This is a genomic window from uncultured Anaerococcus sp. (assembly GCF_947253225.1).
GTDB lineage: Bacteria > Bacillota > Clostridia > Tissierellales > Peptoniphilaceae > Anaerococcus.
This window is the reverse complement of sequence record NZ_CAMXYR010000012.1, coordinates 1-16,329: the sequence shown is the minus strand read 5'-3', so window position 1 is coordinate 16,329 and position 16,329 is coordinate 1. Positions and strand designations below refer to the sequence as shown.

The 16,329-nt window shown below is 35.3% G+C and carries 17 protein-coding genes and 1 pseudogene; 1 reads left to right on the top strand and 17 read right to left on the bottom strand.

The genetic code is table 11. The features are described from left to right. Positions 1-5: 5 nt before the first annotated feature. The 12 genes and pseudogenes from Q0W95_RS02890 to mnmE all read right to left on the bottom strand — a co-directional run bounded on the left by Q0W95_RS02890 (position 6) and on the right by mnmE (position 11,721). On the bottom strand, positions 6-323 hold the full coding sequence (locus Q0W95_RS02890; RefSeq protein ID WP_297789813.1) for a transcriptional regulator: 318 nt from the start codon (positions 321-323) through the stop codon (positions 6-8). 280 nt (positions 324-603) lie between these two features. Further along, positions 604-1,818, bottom strand: a pseudogene (locus tag Q0W95_RS02885) (DUF1538 family protein). 156 nt (positions 1,819-1,974) lie between these two features. Then, a complete protein-coding gene (gene pta, locus Q0W95_RS02880; RefSeq protein WP_297789812.1) occupies positions 1,975-2,958 on the bottom strand; it encodes a phosphate acetyltransferase in 984 nt (327 codons plus the stop codon). Between the two features lie 75 nt (positions 2,959-3,033). Beyond that, positions 3,034-3,507 (bottom strand): DUF4446 family protein, encoded by a 474-nt coding sequence (locus Q0W95_RS02875; RefSeq protein ID WP_297789811.1) that lies wholly within the window; start codon positions 3,505-3,507, stop codon positions 3,034-3,036. Next, on the bottom strand, positions 3,504-4,034 hold the full coding sequence (locus Q0W95_RS02870; RefSeq protein WP_297789810.1) for a cyclodeaminase/cyclohydrolase family protein: 531 nt from the start codon (positions 4,032-4,034) through the stop codon (positions 3,504-3,506). Before Q0W95_RS02870 ends, Q0W95_RS02875 begins: the two co-directional genes overlap by 4 nt. Beyond that, positions 4,021-4,875, bottom strand: coding sequence for a ParB/RepB/Spo0J family partition protein (locus Q0W95_RS02865; protein WP_297789809.1), 855 nt, complete (start codon positions 4,873-4,875; stop codon positions 4,021-4,023). The genes Q0W95_RS02870 and Q0W95_RS02865 overlap by 14 nt, the downstream gene beginning before the upstream one ends. Before the next feature lie 7 nt (positions 4,876-4,882). Next, on the bottom strand, positions 4,883-5,758 hold the full coding sequence (locus Q0W95_RS02860; protein ID WP_297789808.1) for a ParA family protein: 876 nt from the start codon (positions 5,756-5,758) through the stop codon (positions 4,883-4,885). Continuing rightward, on the bottom strand, positions 5,739-6,956 hold the full coding sequence (locus Q0W95_RS02855; protein ID WP_297789807.1) for a CinA family nicotinamide mononucleotide deamidase-related protein: 1,218 nt from the start codon (positions 6,954-6,956) through the stop codon (positions 5,739-5,741). Before Q0W95_RS02855 ends, Q0W95_RS02860 begins: the two co-directional genes overlap by 20 nt. An 88-nt stretch (positions 6,957-7,044) precedes the next feature. Then, on the bottom strand, positions 7,045-7,827 hold the full coding sequence (locus tag Q0W95_RS02850; RefSeq protein ID WP_297789805.1) for a type II CAAX endopeptidase family protein: 783 nt from the start codon (positions 7,825-7,827) through the stop codon (positions 7,045-7,047). A gap of 25 nt (positions 7,828-7,852) precedes the next feature. Beyond that, positions 7,853-8,485 carry a 16S rRNA (guanine(527)-N(7))-methyltransferase RsmG gene (gene rsmG / locus Q0W95_RS02845; protein WP_297789802.1) on the bottom strand — a complete coding sequence of 211 codons (633 nt, stop codon included), beginning with the start codon at positions 8,483-8,485 and terminating at the stop codon, positions 7,853-7,855. Further along, positions 8,478-10,364: a tRNA uridine-5-carboxymethylaminomethyl(34) synthesis enzyme MnmG gene (gene mnmG / locus Q0W95_RS02840; RefSeq protein ID WP_297789799.1), complete on the bottom strand. Its 1,887-nt coding sequence runs from the start codon at positions 10,362-10,364 to the stop codon at positions 8,478-8,480. The genes rsmG and mnmG overlap by 8 nt, the downstream gene beginning before the upstream one ends. Next, complete coding sequence (mnmE, locus tag Q0W95_RS02835; protein WP_297789796.1) at positions 10,354-11,721, bottom strand: tRNA uridine-5-carboxymethylaminomethyl(34) synthesis GTPase MnmE; 1,368 nt, start codon at positions 11,719-11,721, stop codon at positions 10,354-10,356. Before mnmE ends, mnmG begins: the two co-directional genes overlap by 11 nt. A gap of 192 nt (positions 11,722-11,913) precedes the next feature. Here mnmE and Q0W95_RS02830 point away from each other — a divergent pair, with 192 nt between their 5' ends. Continuing rightward, positions 11,914-13,641, top strand: coding sequence for a Na/Pi cotransporter family protein (locus tag Q0W95_RS02830; protein WP_297789792.1), 1,728 nt, complete (start codon positions 11,914-11,916; stop codon positions 13,639-13,641). A 93-nt stretch (positions 13,642-13,734) separates the two neighbouring features. Here the strand turns inward: Q0W95_RS02830 and jag are convergent, their stop codons facing one another. From jag to rpmH, 5 genes are all read right to left on the bottom strand, one after another. Next, positions 13,735-14,604: an RNA-binding cell elongation regulator Jag/EloR gene (jag, locus tag Q0W95_RS02825; protein WP_297789788.1), complete on the bottom strand. Its 870-nt coding sequence runs from the start codon at positions 14,602-14,604 to the stop codon at positions 13,735-13,737. Then, on the bottom strand, positions 14,585-15,319 hold the full coding sequence (locus tag Q0W95_RS02820) for a YidC/Oxa1 family membrane protein insertase (RefSeq protein WP_297789785.1): 735 nt from the start codon (positions 15,317-15,319) through the stop codon (positions 14,585-14,587). Before Q0W95_RS02820 ends, jag begins: the two co-directional genes overlap by 20 nt. Positions 15,320-15,350: 31 nt before the next feature. Next, complete coding sequence (gene yidD / locus Q0W95_RS02815; RefSeq protein ID WP_297789782.1) at positions 15,351-15,566, bottom strand: membrane protein insertion efficiency factor YidD; 216 nt, start codon at positions 15,564-15,566, stop codon at positions 15,351-15,353. Beyond that, positions 15,556-15,906 carry a ribonuclease P protein component gene (gene rnpA, locus Q0W95_RS02810; RefSeq protein ID WP_297789779.1) on the bottom strand — a complete coding sequence of 117 codons (351 nt, stop codon included), beginning with the start codon at positions 15,904-15,906 and terminating at the stop codon, positions 15,556-15,558. The genes yidD and rnpA overlap by 11 nt, the downstream gene beginning before the upstream one ends. Before the next feature lie 95 nt (positions 15,907-16,001). Further along, complete coding sequence (gene rpmH / locus Q0W95_RS02805) at positions 16,002-16,136, bottom strand: 50S ribosomal protein L34 (RefSeq protein WP_004836563.1); 135 nt, start codon at positions 16,134-16,136, stop codon at positions 16,002-16,004. Positions 16,137-16,329 lie beyond the last annotated feature (193 nt).

Here is a 16,329-nt window from a genome sequence, read left to right as displayed (position 1 = left end):
ATCTCCTACTTATTTTGTTCTACTAATCCAGAAACTTCACTAACTGGAAGGGTATAGATTATTCCCTTACCCTCCTTGACTAATTCCATCTCTTCATATATTTTACCCTTTATAGTATCTTCAAGTTCTTTTTTTATTAACATTATTACTATATCTTTTTCAGGCTCAATATTCATATTCAAAAATATTGGAGATTTCACATTTTCTGCTGATCCTCTTCCATGGATTAGAGTTGCCCCAAAAGCTCCATTGGCTTGGGCTATATGAATGGCTCTTTGTCCAAGATGCCTATCAACTATTACATACATGCAAACATAGTCCATTGAATAATCCTTTCTGTCTAGGGATGTAGCAAAGGCAATTCCTGTGTTTACACCCGCAAGTTTTTCCTTAATTTTGTCAAATAATATAAGTGTTAGCTCCTATCAAAAAGAGCCATTACAATCTCTTTTTTTCTCTTATCTATATGAAGTCTTGCCAAAATTTCGCTTGGAGCTTACCCTTCTCCATAAAAACAGGATATTGCGTAGGCTCCGTGGTCTTTTAGGAGCTTCATAAAGTCGCTCCCCTTTCCTCTCGGCAAGATTATTCTTATATATTGCTTTAACTCCTCCCCTTGTAAAGACTTACTAAAATCATTATCGTTATTACTGGCATCATGGCTACAAAGGCTATTACTCCAAAACCATCAGCCACATTTCCTGCAACCCCTTAACAAAAGGCTAGGATAAAGGTTGCAGTCATTGGTCCTGAGGCAACTCCACCAGAATCGAAAGCTATGCCCACAAAAATTTGTGGAACTTTTCTTGATAGAATAAGAGAAATTAGAAATCCTGGTACTATAACCATCCAAAGAGCAAAGTCTTCTATTTTTATTCTAAAGATAGCGAGCATAACTGCAAAGGCTACTCCTATGGATAGGGCTCTTAGGATTAGTTTTCTTGGGATTGAACCACCTGTAACATCCTCAACTTGTTCTGATAAAACAGCAACTGCTGGTTCTGCCAACACCACCAAAAGACCCAAAACAAAACCAATTATAGGTAAAAATTTAGATTCTCTTAGGGCATCTCCCATAACTCTTGCAAGCTCCATAAAGCCACCCTCAACTGAACTTAGAAATATGATTAGTCCCACATAAGTATATATTAATCCTATAGATATTTCTTTTAATTTTTCCTTAGATAATTTAAAAAATAGAAAGTTCATTACAAAAAATACCAAGGTGATTGGAACTATAGCGAAACTTGCATTTGTTAATCCAGAAATCAGAGCATGGCTATGGCTAGCTTCTACAATCTCAACCTTGCTAGGATTTATTGGCATACTCATCAAAAGTCCAGCAAGAATTGGACCTGCCGATGCGATTCCTACAAGTTCGAAAGAATCATCATCGGATAAGTCCCCTTTAAGGGAGGCAACTCCAAGGCCAAGAGCTATAATAAATGGAGTTGTCATAGCCCCAGTTGTCGCTCCAGATGCGTCAAAGGCTATGGCATGACCAATATCTTCTGCGAATATCATTAGAATGAATACAAGGGCATATACTGCAAACATGAAATTAGATATTTTTATTTCCTTAAATATCCTGTAAAGGCCCATAGAAATCATAATTCCAACACCCAAGGATATTATCATAACAATCACTTGTGCCGAGAGTCCTACTGCACTTGTTAATTCATTGGCAAGAATCAAGAGGTCTGGCTCTGCAATTGAAATTACAAAACCTATAAAAACTCCAAACACAATTACAGAAATAATTGACTTAAACCTACCCAGAAACTCCCCCATGATAGTTCCGATTCTTGAAATAGACATATCCACCCCTACAAAGAAATTGAGGATAAGAACAAGAATTGCTATTGGGACAACTGCCTTAGCGTTGTTTTTAACTTCATCAAAAAAATATTAATCACCTCATTTTTTGTTATAGAAAAAGAGGCAATCCTAAGACTGTCTCTTTCATATTTATTTCTAGTTCAATGCTTGTGAAGCTGTTATTATAGCTATTTCGTAAACATCTTCCTTTGTACAACCTCTTGAAAGGTCGTTAACTGGTGCATTCAAGCCTTGAAGGATTGGTCCTAAAGCCTTATAGCCACCAAGTCTTTGAGCTATTTTGTAGCCAATGTTTCCTGCTTGGAGGTCTGGGAAAATAAATACATTACATTTTCCAGCTACTTTAGACTCTGGCGCTTTTTGTTTAGCAGTAATTGGGTCAATCGCTGCGTCAAATTGGATTTCTCCTTCAACCTTTAGGTTAGGGTCTAATTCCAATGCTCTAACCTTTGCCTTAGCAACTTTGGTTGCAAGATCGTGGTGAGCAGAACCGTGAGTTGAGAAGGAAAGTAGTGCTACATAAGGATCCATACCAAAAGATTGAGCACTCTTAGCAGTTTCTACTGCAACTTCTGCAAGTTCATCAGATTCTAGGGTGATATTTACAGCTGTATCTGCAAATACTAATTGGTTGCCATCAGGGCCTATCATTACCATAACTCCTGAAACCCTATTAACACCTGGTTTAGTTCTTATAATTTGTAGGGCTGGTCTAATTGTATCTCCAGTGGTGTGTACGGCACCTGATACCATACCATCAGCATATCCAGCCTTAACTAGCATAACACCGAAGTAGTTTACATTAGTCTTTAGTAGGAATTCTGCTTCTTCTCTGCTAGTCTTTCCACGTCTAGCTTCAACGAATTTTTCTACAAGTTCATCGAAGTATTCTGAATATTGTGGATTTATTATTTTTAGGTCTCCTAATTTTAGGCCTTCCCTATTAGCTGTTTTTTGAATTTCTCCTTGATCTCCCAAAACAATTGGAGTTAGAAGTCCTTCTTCTTTATGTCTTAGCGCAGCAGCTAGAACTCTGGCATCACTTCCTTCTGGAAGTACAATCTTCAGATTCTTTCCTGCTATTTTATTTCTCGCATTTTCTAATATACCTTTTGGCATTTAATCCTCCTTGTGGACATTTATCTATACTAATATTATACCCAATAATTTTCAAAGTTAAGCTTAGTTATTTTATTAACCTTTTGCTTTATTTAACGCTTCTAACTCGCTTATTGACAGGTCTTTTTCTGAAGAACCATTTACAATTTCCTTAGCATATATTGTTGAGCCTTCGTTTGCATAAAGGTTGGTTAAAATTATCCCATTGTGGAAATTATCCAAAAGACACAAGCTAAATGATAAGCCATTTGTCTGACCTTCAAAGGCATCGAAATGAACGATTGCTATATTGCTTATGGCTCCCATAGTTGTATCCTTAGCATCAATAGCCCTTTGGTCGATAGTCCTAATCTCCTTGCTAGACTTTTCTAACTGGTCATTTATTGATGCTAAAACTTCCTCTAAATTTAGGTCTTGATTATTGCCCCTTAGGAGATGGTCGTACCTTTGTTTTTGTCTTCTAATCTTGTTATTCATTGATTTAAGAAGTGCGTATTCAACAATTATTAAAATAGCAAAAATTACTAATATGATATAAACAACCTTCATACCTGTTTCCTTCTTTCTATTATTTGTGTATTTTTGAGGTGTAGTTGGCTAGCTAAGCTGACCTTCCCTTCATAATCATATTCTTTTGATGTATTAATAAGATTTACTTCTATGGTAGGCATAGCATCCTTTATAATCTCTAGGAGCAGGTTATTTGCTATTATCCCATCAGATAAGGTCTCTTTCCTGCCTTTTTCAATAATTTCACTTATTTGCTCAAGTGCCTTAATGCACAAATCCACCAATTCTATCTGAGGGTCTGCAGCTTTTAAAAATATTTCTTCATCAGCAACCCCTTGCTTATAAGCTCTTAGGAGATCATTTGTTACATCAACATCTTCTTGGATCAACTCTTCCAACCTCTGAGAAATAACATCCAATGTTTCATGTGAAACTCTATCCATCATCCTTATTAGGTTGACTGCAAGAGCACCTATAAGTATCACAACCGCTCCACCACCAGGATTTGCTGTAGGCTTTCTAGTTTCTTTAAGGAGCCTTGTAACCTCCATATCAATTATTTTCATCTTTTAGTCTCCAATATATGTTTTCTATATCTTCAACTGTAAAACAATCTATAATTAATTTGTAAGTTGAGCCTGTCTTGTCAATTTTAACCTTAGACCCCACCTTATCCATAAACTTTTCTTCATAGTCCTCTAATAGAATTTTATCTATATCACTTAGACCACTTTTTTTCTTTTTGGTATTTTTCCTTGTGATTTTTTCAGCTTGCCTTATATTAAGTTCCTTATTTATAAAACCATCAAGGGCTTGCTTTCTTTCATCATCTTCCTTTATAGAAAGAAGAGTCCTAGCTTGAGATGATGTTATTTTTTTGTTTTCAAGAGCCTCTAGCTCTTCTTTGCTTAAATTTAAAAGTCTGATTGTATTTGCTATATAGGACCTAGACTTTGCCATTGTTTTTGCGATTTCATCTTGGGTCATAGAAAAATCATCTATAAGCTTTTTGTAGGCCTTGGCCTCTTCTATTGGACTTAAATCCTCTCTTTGGATATTTTCTATAAGTGATAGGATATCTACATCCTTTTTGGAATATTGCCTTATTATAGCATCTATTTTATCAAGTCCCAGATGTTTGCTTGCTCTGAACCTTCTTTCTCCTGCAAGGATTTCATACCTTTCACCATTCGGAGTTAACACTATTGGGTTTAGTAGACCATACTCCTTGATTGACTGGGAAAGACTCTCTATCGATTCTTGGTCGAAAGTTTTTCTTGGTTGATCATTTCTTGGGTCTATCAAATTAATAGCAACACTTTTAACTTCTTCTCCATTGACTGGTTTATCTGTACTTGTTGGAATCAGCGCCGATAGCCCCTTTCCCAAAGTTTTTCTTCCTGTCATTTATAACCTACCTATCAATAATTTCTTGAGCTAGCATTTCATATGCTCTAGCTCCCTTAGAATTTTCCTCATATTCAATAACCGACTTTCCATAAGAAGGAGCTTCTGCTAATCGAACATTTCTTGGAATCATCGTCTTAAAAACCTGACCTTTGAAGTAAGCCTTAACTTCTTCGACAACCTCGTAGGAAAGACTTGCCCCCTTGTCAAACATTGTCAATAAAACTCCCTCTATTTCTAAGTTTGTATTAAGCGATTCTTTAACTAGTTCGTAAGTTTTCATAAGTTCACTTACCCCTTCTAGGGCATAATACTCAGTTTGAATTGGTATTATGATAGAATCACTCGCTACCAAGGCATTAATTGACAAAAGACCCAAACTTGGTGGACAATCAATAAAGATGAAATCATAAACACTAGTGATTTTCTCCACTATCTTCTTTAAGACCTTGCATCTTTCTATGGGATCGAGACTTACAAGTTCAACCTCAAGCCCTGAAAGGGATGATTCTGACTTTATTAAATCAACTCCAGACTCTGTTTCTGTAATATAGTCCTTGATTTTTTCACCTAAGTCTACTTCATCTTTCTTTTCTTCTGTGACATCTTCTTTTTTTTCTTCAGTATCTTCCTGTTCCTCTATTTTATCTCCAAGTTCATCTGGGTTTTCTTGATTAGTAAAGTTATTATCTACTTCATAGAATAAATCATAAACAGACTTGCCTTCATACTTATCAACCCCTAGTCCAGTTGTAGTATTAGCTTGGGGATCCATATCAATCACCAAGACTTTTTTATCTAGTCTTTTAAGGGCTACTGCGAGATTTACAACGCTCGTTGTTTTTCCTACTCCACCCTTTTGGTTAAATATCGAAATTATCATAGTCACCTCTCATAAACATAATAGCTAAGTCAATAGCCCTGTTTTTCGCTCTCAATCTTACCCTATTTCTATCGCCATTGAATTGGAATTCTTTAAGCAAATACTTTCCCTTGTATAGAATGCCAACGAATACATGGCCAATATCAGCATAACCAGTTGTCGCCAATGCTAAGTCTGTATCTGTTTTTCTATACAAACCATCAAGCATCTCCTTTAAAACTTCCTTACTCACCACATCATACTTAGAAATTGTTTCATGTGAAACTCCTAGTATTTTTTCTTTGCTCTCATTGGCATAGGTTATGTAAGCTTCTTTTAGCACATGACTTGCCCCTGGTATATCAACTATTGAACTTGCAATCAATCCTCCTGTGAAGGACTCTGCACATGAAATATACTCACCTCTTGCCCTCAAAAGATCAATTAAAATTTCCTCTTTTCTCTTATCCTCAAAGGTTATCAGGTACTTGCCAAGTGAATTTTTAACCTTAGTCATCCCTTGACTTAATAGGTCATCGACTTCTTGGTTCGTGGTAGCTCTCGCTGTTATTCTTAAAATACAGCCATAATCTGTTACATAGGGGCTAATGGTTGGGTTTGTGCTAGTTAGATCTACCCTACTTGCCATATCCCATTCTCCTAGTAAGGCAGTTTTTGCAGTAACAGATTTAATAATCGCATCCTTAACCAGAATCTTACTAACTTCTCTTTCAAACATATAGGTCATCTCGTGAGGAGGACCAGGTAATAGAATGAACTTTGTCGACTTTTTTGATGTTAGAATACAGCCTGGGGCAGTTCCCTTAGGATTTTTTAGGATATGGGCAGATTTTGGAAATATTGCTTGTTTCTTATTAATCTCTACTGCCCTTTTATTATTTTCAAAATAATTCCTAATCATTCCTAAAGAATTTCCATCAACTTCAACTTCATCTTCAAGACCACAAACTTCTATAGCGACTTCCTTACTAATATCATCTTCAGTAGGTCCTAAACCACCTGTCATAAATATATAGTCATAAGCACCGTCAGCTTGTTCTAATACTTCTCTTAATCTATCGTGATTGTCTCCGACAGTAATCATCTTATAAACATTAAGTCCTAGTTCTTTTAAGTGATTTGCCAAATATTGGGAATTTGTATCTGTTATATTTCCTAAAAGAATTTCTGTTCCTATTGATATAATTAAAGCTTGCATATCACACTCCTTAAAATAGTATAACACAAATCATGAAAAATATTACAAAAAAACTTGTGAAAAAATCATCTTCTCACAAGTTTTAATTTTAATCTTTGGTAAGTCTAAATTCCAGCAGAAATTTTAGACCCAAAAATATCGCAAAGAAACACACAATCCCCATAGCAAGTGCCAAATAATAATTAGTCTCCATAACCATTGCCATTAAATTATTAAGCATGTGTACCAAAATCACTTCTTTTATACTTTTTCTGTAATAATATATATAAGCTAAAACCATCCCCATAAAGAAAGTATTAATCCCTTGAATCAAATTCATATGGTAGATGGCAAAGGCTAAGCCATTTATTACAATTGCTGATTTTTTGCCGAGATATTTTTTTGTCTCCGAAAACAATATCCCTCTAAAGAGTATTTCTTCTAATATTGGTGCAAGAACCACAACACTTATAAAGAGGAGAGCGTATTCGAATCTTGTATTATATGAAAGGATTTCTTCAAGATTTTGAAGGGTTTCTCTTATATAGCTATTATTTTCAAAAACTTTCAAAAATAACGAAAGAAGGATATTTCCAAAGCCTGCAACCCCTAAGCCTATTATAAAAATCTTATAGGAATCAGGCCTTAAATTCCTAGTCTTTATATATACCTTGCCATATTTTTCTCTGTAAGCTTTCCCCCTATACTTTAAAAAAACAACTAGTAAACCGAGCTTAAATAGCTGATTTAATATGATTAAGTACAGATTTAAGTTATAGGTCCCAGAAAAAAAGTATGCCAACAAGACAGCTAGGCCACTTCCGACTGCTAGGTCAAATAAAATATTTATTAGTAAAAAACAGCTTACTATCTTAATTGTCTTTCTTATCATTATATCTCCTGTTTCACGCGAAACATTATAGGGGATCTTTTTTAGGTAGGTTTTTCCCCCTTGGGTATTTCTTTTTAGTATTTCTAACTTTTTTTATAACAATATTTACCCTATCATTTCCGTCTAAATCCAGTTCTTGGACTTCTATCACTTCTCCACCTAAGACTTCTATAGCATTTTTTGCCCTAGTAAGTTCTTCTTGAGCTTTTGGTCCCTTTAAGGCTATGAATAAACCACCTACCTTGAGGAAAGGTAAGCAATACTCTGCGAGGGTAGACATATTCGCAACAGCTCTTGAAACTACCACATCGAATTTTTCTCTTTCATCCTTGGCAAAATCTTCTGCCCTAGTATGAATAGCTCTTGCCTTTGTAAGTCCAAGTTTTTCTATAACTTCATTCATGAAAGTTACTTTTTTGTTAACTGAGTCAATTAGGGTTAGGTCAAAGTCTTTTTCTATTCTGAGTGGTATTCCAGGAAAACCTGCTCCAGCTCCTAGATCCAAAACCCTATCTCCTTCTTTAATATAGTCAAGAACTGTAAGAGAATCTTTAAAGTGTTTAGTTTCTATTTCCTCTGGATCTGTGATTGCAGTGAGGTTTGTGTGCCTATTGACCTCTAGGAGGTAGTCCATATAAATTTTGTAGGCCTTATCCATCCAATTCTCCAGTCTTTAATCTAATCAACAATACATTTATGTCTGCAGGTGATACTCCTGAAATTCTTGAAGCCTGACCTAGAGTTTCTGGTTGGATCTTATTAAGCTTTTCTGCTGATTCCTTCTTTAGACCGAATATCTTTGAATAGTCAAAATTCTTTGGTAAAATCCTTGCCTCAAGCTTCTTGAACTTATCTATATCAGCCATTTGTTTTTTGATATATCCTTCATACTTAATTTCTGTTTGTGCTTGAATTTGTTGGAATTTTGGCAGGCTTGGTCTGTCTGGATCCAAAATTGCTAGCTTTTCATAATCAAGTTCTGGTCTTTTTAGAAGGTCATATAGGGATAGGCCGTTTTTGAGAGGCATTGTACCCAAACTTTCGAGTTTTCTATTTATTTCTTCTTTTGGGGTGAGAACTACTGTTTTTAATCTCATTATTTCCTCATCAATAGCTCTTCTTTTTTCTTTCATCTTCTGATATCTCTCTTCACTTACAAGACCGATATCATAGCCTTTTTGAGTTAACCTCTGGTCAGCATTATCTTGACGCATAGTTAGTCTATACTCACATCTTGAGGTCATCATCCTATAAGGCTCTTCTGTTCCCTCTGTTACAAGATCATCTATCAAAACTCCTATATAGGCATCTGACCTATCTAGGATGAGGGGCTCCTTACCTTTAATCTTTAATGCGGCATTTATACCAGCCATAAGCCCTTGACCAGCAGCTTCTTCATATCCGCTCGAGCCATTTATTTGACCCGCAAAGTATAATCCATCGTAATCCTTAGACTCCAAAGTTCTGTATAAGTTTCTAGTATCAATCATGTCGTATTCAATTGCATAAGCTGGTCTCATTATCTTTACATCTTCAAGACCGATAATTGTCTTATAAAATTCAAATTGAACTTCTTGGGGAAGAGAAGATGAAACTCCTTGCACATACATTTCATCAGTTGATAAGCTTTCTGGCTCTATAAATACTTGATGGATATCCCTATCTGGAAATCTAACCATCTTATCTTCTATAGAAGGACAATACCTTGGACCAACTCCCTTGATATGACCCCCATAAATTGGGGACCTGTCAAGGTTATTCATGATTATTTCCTTGGTTTCTTCTCTAGTATATGTTAGATAGCAATCCTCTTGGTGCCTATTAGAAAAATCTTTGCCCTCGTTTATAAAGGAAAAAGGAATTACTTCCTTATCTCCCTTTTGAACTTCGGTTTTTTCAAGGTGTAGAGATTTTCTGTGAACCCTTGCTGGTGTTCCTGTTTTAAACCTTCTCAATTTAAAACCCATTTCTTCTAAGCAAGATGAAAGAAATGTTGCGGCTGACAGACCATGAGGTCCAGAAACTTTTTCATAGTCTCCAATAAGAATTTTTCCATTAAGATAAGTTCCTGTGCAAATTATTATAGCCTTCGTTTCATAGATCGCCCCTTGCACTGTTTCACATGAAATAATTTTCCCATTTTCATAATTTATCTTGTCTACCTCTTGTTGAAAAAGGTCAACCTCAGCTTCCAAGGTTTTTTTCATCTCTTCGTGGTAAAGTCTCTTATCTGCTTGCACACGAAGGGAATGAACCGCAGGTCCCTTACTTGTATTTAACATCCTGGATTGGATAAAGGTCTTATCTATATTGATAGCCATTTCTCCACCCAAGGCGTCAATTTCTCTAACTATGTGTCCCTTGCCCGTACCTCCAATGTTGGGATTACATGGCATATCCGCTATTGATTCAAGACTTGTTGTAAGAACCAAAGTTTTAAGACCCAACCTAGCTGATGCAAGGGCTGCCTCACATCCTGCATGTCCTGCTCCTACTACTACAACGTCATAGGTTCCTGCCTTATATTTATTTTCCAACGCAAAACTCCTTAAATACTTTATCCATTATCTCATCAGAAACAGCTTCACCAATTATTAGACCCAAATCGTCATAGGCTCCCCTCAGGTCAACCTCGCAAGCATCAAGAGGAATTCCTCGCTTGATATCTCTCAGTGACTCAGAAAGCTTCTTTCCTGCCTGACTAAGCAATCTTTCATGACGAGTATTGGTTATAAGCACTGATTCTCTTTTCAAATCCTTGGTATTGAACATTTCAGTTATTGTTTCTTCTAGCCTATCAATTCCTTCTTCGTTGACCATAGAGGTTTTGATGATAGGTTTATCTATAGAAAATTTTGACTCATCAAACTTAGGACTTAAATCGCCCTTATTTAAAATTATTATGGCATTTTTTTCTTCTATTAAAGAAATGATTTTCTCATCCTCATGATCAAAATCCCTAGATGAGTCAAAAATAGCAATAATTAAATCAGATTGATCAACTAGCTCTATGGACTTATCAACTCCAATCTTTTCTACAAGATCTTCTGTATCTCTAATCCCAGCTGTATCATTAATCTTTAGAGTAAAATCTCCAAAGGAGATATACTCTGTAATCAAATCTCTTGTTGTACCAGGTATATCAGTTACTATTGCACGATTTTCATTTAAAAGCTTATTAAGCAAAGACGACTTCCCTACATTAGGCTTACCAATTATACTTGTATTTATTCCATCTCTAAGGATTTTCCCCTTGTTTGAAGTCTTCAAGAGTTTATCTATAGCAATTTTTGCCTCCTCCATGAACTTGATAATCTCATCTGGAGAAAGGTCTTGCCCATCTTCTGTAAAATTTATGGAATACTCAAGCCTAGATAAGGCCTCTAGTAGCTCTTTTCTTATGGAATTAATCTTCTCCCCCAAAGCTCCATTTAACTGATTGATTCCTTCTTTCTGGCTTAGTTCATTAGTTGCATTGATTATATCAAGAACCGATTCAGCTTGGGAAAGGTCAATTCTTCCATTGAGAAAAGCTCTTTTGGTAAACTCACCAGCTTCCGCCAAATCACATCCTTTATCCAGTAGAAGATTAAGAATTTTTTTGACAGAAACAAAGGATCCGTGGCAGTTAATCTCACAAATATCTTCTCTTGTATAGGTATAAGGACCTTTCATAAAACAAACCATAACCTCATCTATGATTTGTCCATCAGGATTGACGATGTTTCCATAACGCATCCTCCTATTGTCCCTTTCCTTATCAATAGCACTGCCTACTATTGGTTTAAATATTTTATTGATGATTTCATATGCCTTGCTACCACTCATCCTGACAATGGAAATCCCACCAGTACCGGATGGAGTAGATATCGCAGCAATCGTTCTTTCTTCCATGTTTACTCCTTAGTATATTCACTACTTTGACTAGTGGTTTGTAACATAAGAATTATAGTAGAAAATATTTATTTGTCAATATTTAACAAGATAATGATAATTAATTTCTATGCAAATTTTATAGAAAAAAATTGGTGTATTTTAATAATTATGATATATTAGATGTAGTAATCAAAAAAATTTGGAGGGATTATGCAACTACAATCATTAGGCTCTCTGCAATGGAACCTAATTGCTGGAGGTCTTGCCATATTCTTGTTTGGAATTTCCCTAATGGGAGATGCCCTAACAAACTTCGCAGGCCCTAAGCTTAGGGGATATGTAGAGAAATACACTTCCAACCCGATTATGGGAGTGTTGGTTGGTGTAGTTATAACAGGACTTATCCAATCTTCATCAGCAACCACAGTTATAGCCATAAGCTTTGTTAGAGCTGGAGTAATGAGCCTCGAACAAGCTATAGGGGTAATTATGGGAGCAAACATTGGTACAACTGTTACATCTATATTAATCGGTTTTAACCTAGGATACTTATCATATTTTATAGCTCTTATAGGTGTTGTACTAACAATGTTTGCATCTAAAAGGAAAAACAAATATATCGGAGAAATCTTAGTAGGTTTTGGCCTACTTTTCATAGGATTAGAGATGATGGGAGGCTCTCTTGCAGAACTTAAAAACATAGACGGTTTTGACAAGGTTGTTGCAAATATGGCACAAACACCAATCTTTGCCGTACTAATAGGTGCAGGACTTACTGCCCTAATCCAATCATCATCCGCCTTCATAGGTATCACCCAATCGCTCTATGCATCTGGTGCAATCGAATTAAATGTTGCTCTTGGACTTATGTTTGGAGCTAATATAGGAACTTGTATTACAGCAGTACTCGCATCTATAGGTGGATCTCTTTCTGCTAAGAGAACTTCAACTTTTCACGTCCTCTTTAACATTATAATATCCTTGATATTCGTTATCTTCCTAGGACCTTATGAAAGCCTAGTAAGGACTATTGCCACAGGACTTGGAACAAACAAATTGATGACTATAGCAGTTGGGCACTTTATCTTTAACTTCGTAGGAATGGTAATATTCTTACCAATAATTAAATATGTAGCTAGAATGCTAAGAAAGATAATTCCAGGAAAAGACTCAATATTTTCTGATCTTGGGAATATAGAACTTGATGATAGGCTCATTGAAGCCTTTCCTGCAGCAGCCCTTGATCAAATAAGAACTGCTATCCATAAAGAATCTAAGGTTGCCCTTGAAACAATCAAGCAAACCAAATCCTACCTCTTAGAAAAAGATAAAAAGTTTCTTGAAACAGCCAACCAAGCTGAATCTATAGTAAATGATATGGACACAAAGATCCAAGCCTATCTCTTGGCTATAGCCCAAGGCTCCGGTTCATCTGAACTTGAAGCAGAAGTTCAAAACTACCTACAAATTCAAATCAATGTAGAAAGAATTTCAGATCTCGCCCAAAACCTAGGAGAATATTACGAAGAAATTTATGAATCAGGAGCAAGCTACAACAAGGAAGCTCTAGCTGATCTTGAAGATATCTACAACTTGGTGATAAACAACTTTGTTGGAGCTATTGAAGTCTTTGACGCCAAAGATCAAGCTCTATTTTCAAAACTTAGTGAAGATGAAGCTTCCCTTGATATGATGGAAACAACCCTAAGAAAGGCTCACTACAAGAGACTTGCCAATGGCGAGGATATGACAAGCATAGCTTCATACGTCTTTAACGACATCCTATCAACCATGGAAAGAATCGGAGACCACGCCTACAACGTAGCTAGACTTACTATGGAACCTGTCAAGGTTCACTCAGCAAGTCATGGAAAATTTGATGATGATAGTGAAATGAAAAAAGCTTACAATAAATTAGGTAAGCATATAGAAATATAGTTTCACATGAAACACCTCCTCTTGGAGGTGTTTTTTATAATCTCAATAAAGATTTGCATCAAAAAAGCTTGTGGCAATTCACAAGCTCTTTATTTATTCTTCTATATAGTCTACAACCACATATCTTCTAGGTTCAACGCCTTCTGAGTGGCTAGTAACATTTTTATGTTTGGATATTTCCTCATGAGCAAGCCTTCTTTCATAGGAATTCATATATCTTAAATTCCATGATTTTTTGCTCTTGTATACCTTGTTTGCTGTGTCTGCCGCAAGGTCAACTATCTTTTCATCCCTACGTTTTTTGTAGTTATTTATATCAATATTAAGTCTGACGTTGCTTCTTCTTGAGTCGATTGCTTTTCTTACAATCATCTCAATTGCCTCGAGAGTTGAACCATTCTTGCCGATTGCTATTCCTGTATCTCTTTCATCCACTTTTGCATCAAGCTTAATTATATTATCTTCAAGATTTCCTATAACACTTACATTATCAAAGTGCATAGCCTTTAGAATGTTTTCTAGGAGGTCTTTTGCTTCATAAAACTTGTCGATATCAGCTTTTTGTTTGGCCTTGCCATAATCTATAGTTTTCTCTAAGGCCTCATCTTTACCTTCATCTTGGCTTTCCTCTGCCTCATGTAAATTTTCATCTTCGACAGGTTCTTCAACTTCTTCTTTTGCTTCTTCAACCTCAATATAATTTATATCTTCATCATCTAATTGACCTACAAAAGACTCTGTGTTTTCTATTTCTTTTTCTAGGTTTGATAGAGCCTCTTTGATATCTTCTTCATAGCTTACCTTAACCACAGCATCTCTGCTGCCAATTATTCCTAAAAATCCACTAGATTCTTCTTCCAAGATTTCAACTTCTACTTCGTCCCTAGTTTTTCCAATCTCGTTAAGAGCTAGCTCTATAGCCGCCTGTCTTGTCTTGGCACTCTTAATTATTGACTTTTTCATTTTCTTGATCCCCTTTTTTAGCTATCATATAAAAATGCATAATCACCATGATTACAAGTCTAAACACAGAACTTAGGGTGTAATATAATGGCAAACCTGCTGGTAGTCCTCTAAATAAGAAGAAATACATCAAAGGCATAACCAAAAACATGTTGTTCATGCTTCCCATAGCACCACCTTGTTGCATTTGTGGGTTAGTTTTCATTGAAAAAAGTTGTACTGCAAACTGTGATAAACTTGTTAGAAGTGGAAGACCAAACCAAAGTGGATCTTTAACCAATAGATTTGGAACCCAATAAAAATTTGTTCTTATATTATCAAGTCCTTCTGGGAAAACATACTTAGTTGTGTTATTCATCATTCTGAATAGTCCAAAAAGAACTAAAACTTGAATAATCATTACTAGACAACCTGAAAGACCAGGAGTAACTCCCTCTTCCTTATAAAGTTGTTGCATTTTCTGTTGCATGATTTGTTGGTCATAGCCATATTTCTTTTTAATTTCTTCCATTTTTGGCTTGAAAATTTTGGTTCTTTCTGCTTGTTTTTGTTGACTTACGGTCATTGGTATGATCATAAGACTTACAAGCAAGGTCATCAATATTATCGCTATGGCATAAAAACTAATATTTGTAGGCTCTGTAAAATTTGCCGATAGACTCTCATAAGTCCACCTCATAAGCTTGCCTAAAATACTGGCTATAAAATTTAACATATAAACTCCATCTATTATTAATCTGTAGGTACTAATCTACAGGGTCATATCCACCCTTAGAAAATGGATTACATCGTAAAATTCTCCACAAAGACATATAAAATGCCTTGAAAAATCCATACTTGCTAAAGGCCTCTAGGGCATATTGAGAACAAGTTGGATAGTACTTGCACTTTGCATATCCTAATTGTGGAGAAATAAATCTTTGATAAAACTTTATTATACTAATGAACATTTTATTTAACATAAAAAATCATCTTCTTTTTAAAAGCCTTACTAAGAACATGACCCAAAGATTTTTTTAATTCATCATAAGTAAAATCTGTCGTATGTTTTTTAGGTATGATTACGATATCCACCTTGTTAAGGGTCGCATAATTTAACCTAACTATGTCTCTAAGCTTTCTTTTAAGTGAGTTTCTCACGTTAGCCTTGCCTAGCTTTTTACTAATAGTAAAGCCAAACCTAGGATGGTCAAGGTTATTTTTTTTAATAAGAATTGTAAAATCCCTATTATAGAAAGCTTGGTTTTTTCTGTATACTCTTTGAAAGTCTGTGTCTTTTCTTAAACTAATTCTTTTTTCCATTAAATACTTCTTAAATCTTCTAGAAAAAGGCTAAATCATATAAACAAGAGCCTTAAAAAAGGCCCTCTTCTTAATCTATATATAATTCTTCTAGCCTAAGCAGATAATCTTTTTCTGTTTTTTCTTCTTCTAGCTTTAAGTACTCTTCTTCCGCCTGGGCTTGACATTCTTTTTCTAAAGCCGTGATCTTTAGATCTCTTTCTTCTATTTGGTTGATAAGTTCTCTTCATGCTTACACCTCCTACTCTTTTTTTGACTCATATTATTATATTGAAATAAAGCTAATCTGTCAAGATAAAAGATGAAAAATAATAAAATAATAGAAAAAACTAAGCAAACCGAAATTATTTGTATATTATTCAAAATCAACCGGAATATATATTCATGTTTTCTCATAAGTTTTGTATATTATTACCTTATGGA

Excerpts from the sequence above, each read along its gene's own strand:
- Q0W95_RS02860 (WP_297789808.1), bottom strand. The coding sequence starts at position 5,758 with ATGATAATTTCGATATTTAACCAAAAGGGTGGAGTAGGAAAAACAACG.
- rnpA (WP_297789779.1), bottom strand. The coding sequence starts at position 15,906 with ATGGAAAAAAGAATTAGTTTAAGAAAAGACACAGACTTTCAAAGAGTA.
- yidD (WP_297789782.1), bottom strand. The coding sequence starts at position 15,566 with ATGTTAAATAAAATGTTCATTAGTATAATAAAGTTTTATCAAAGATTT.
- Q0W95_RS02850 (WP_297789805.1), bottom strand. The coding sequence starts at position 7,827 with ATGATAAGAAAGACAATTAAGATAGTAAGCTGTTTTTTACTAATAAAT.
- pta (WP_297789812.1), bottom strand. The coding sequence starts at position 2,958 with ATGCCAAAAGGTATATTAGAAAATGCGAGAAATAAAATAGCAGGAAAG.
- Q0W95_RS02890 (WP_297789813.1), bottom strand. The coding sequence starts at position 323 with ATGGACTATGTTTGCATGTATGTAATAGTTGATAGGCATCTTGGACAA.
- jag (WP_297789788.1), bottom strand. The coding sequence starts at position 14,604 with ATGAAAAAGTCAATAATTAAGAGTGCCAAGACAAGACAGGCGGCTATA.
- Q0W95_RS02875 (WP_297789811.1), bottom strand. The coding sequence starts at position 3,507 with ATGAAGGTTGTTTATATCATATTAGTAATTTTTGCTATTTTAATAATT.
- Q0W95_RS02855 (WP_297789807.1), bottom strand. The coding sequence starts at position 6,956 with ATGCAAGCTTTAATTATATCAATAGGAACAGAAATTCTTTTAGGAAAT.
- Q0W95_RS02865 (WP_297789809.1), bottom strand. The coding sequence starts at position 4,875 with ATGACAGGAAGAAAAACTTTGGGAAAGGGGCTATCGGCGCTGATTCCA.
- Q0W95_RS02820 (WP_297789785.1), bottom strand. The coding sequence starts at position 15,319 with ATGTTAAATTTTATAGCCAGTATTTTAGGCAAGCTTATGAGGTGGACT.
- Q0W95_RS02870 (WP_297789810.1), bottom strand. The coding sequence starts at position 4,034 with ATGAAAATAATTGATATGGAGGTTACAAGGCTCCTTAAAGAAACTAGA.
- mnmE (WP_297789796.1), bottom strand. The coding sequence starts at position 11,721 with ATGGAAGAAAGAACGATTGCTGCGATATCTACTCCATCCGGTACTGGT.
- Q0W95_RS02830 (WP_297789792.1), top strand. The coding sequence starts at position 11,914 with ATGCAACTACAATCATTAGGCTCTCTGCAATGGAACCTAATTGCTGGA.
- rsmG (WP_297789802.1), bottom strand. The coding sequence starts at position 8,485 with ATGGATAAGGCCTACAAAATTTATATGGACTACCTCCTAGAGGTCAAT.
- rpmH (WP_004836563.1), bottom strand. The coding sequence starts at position 16,136 with ATGAAGAGAACTTATCAACCAAATAGAAGAAAGAGATCTAAAGATCAC.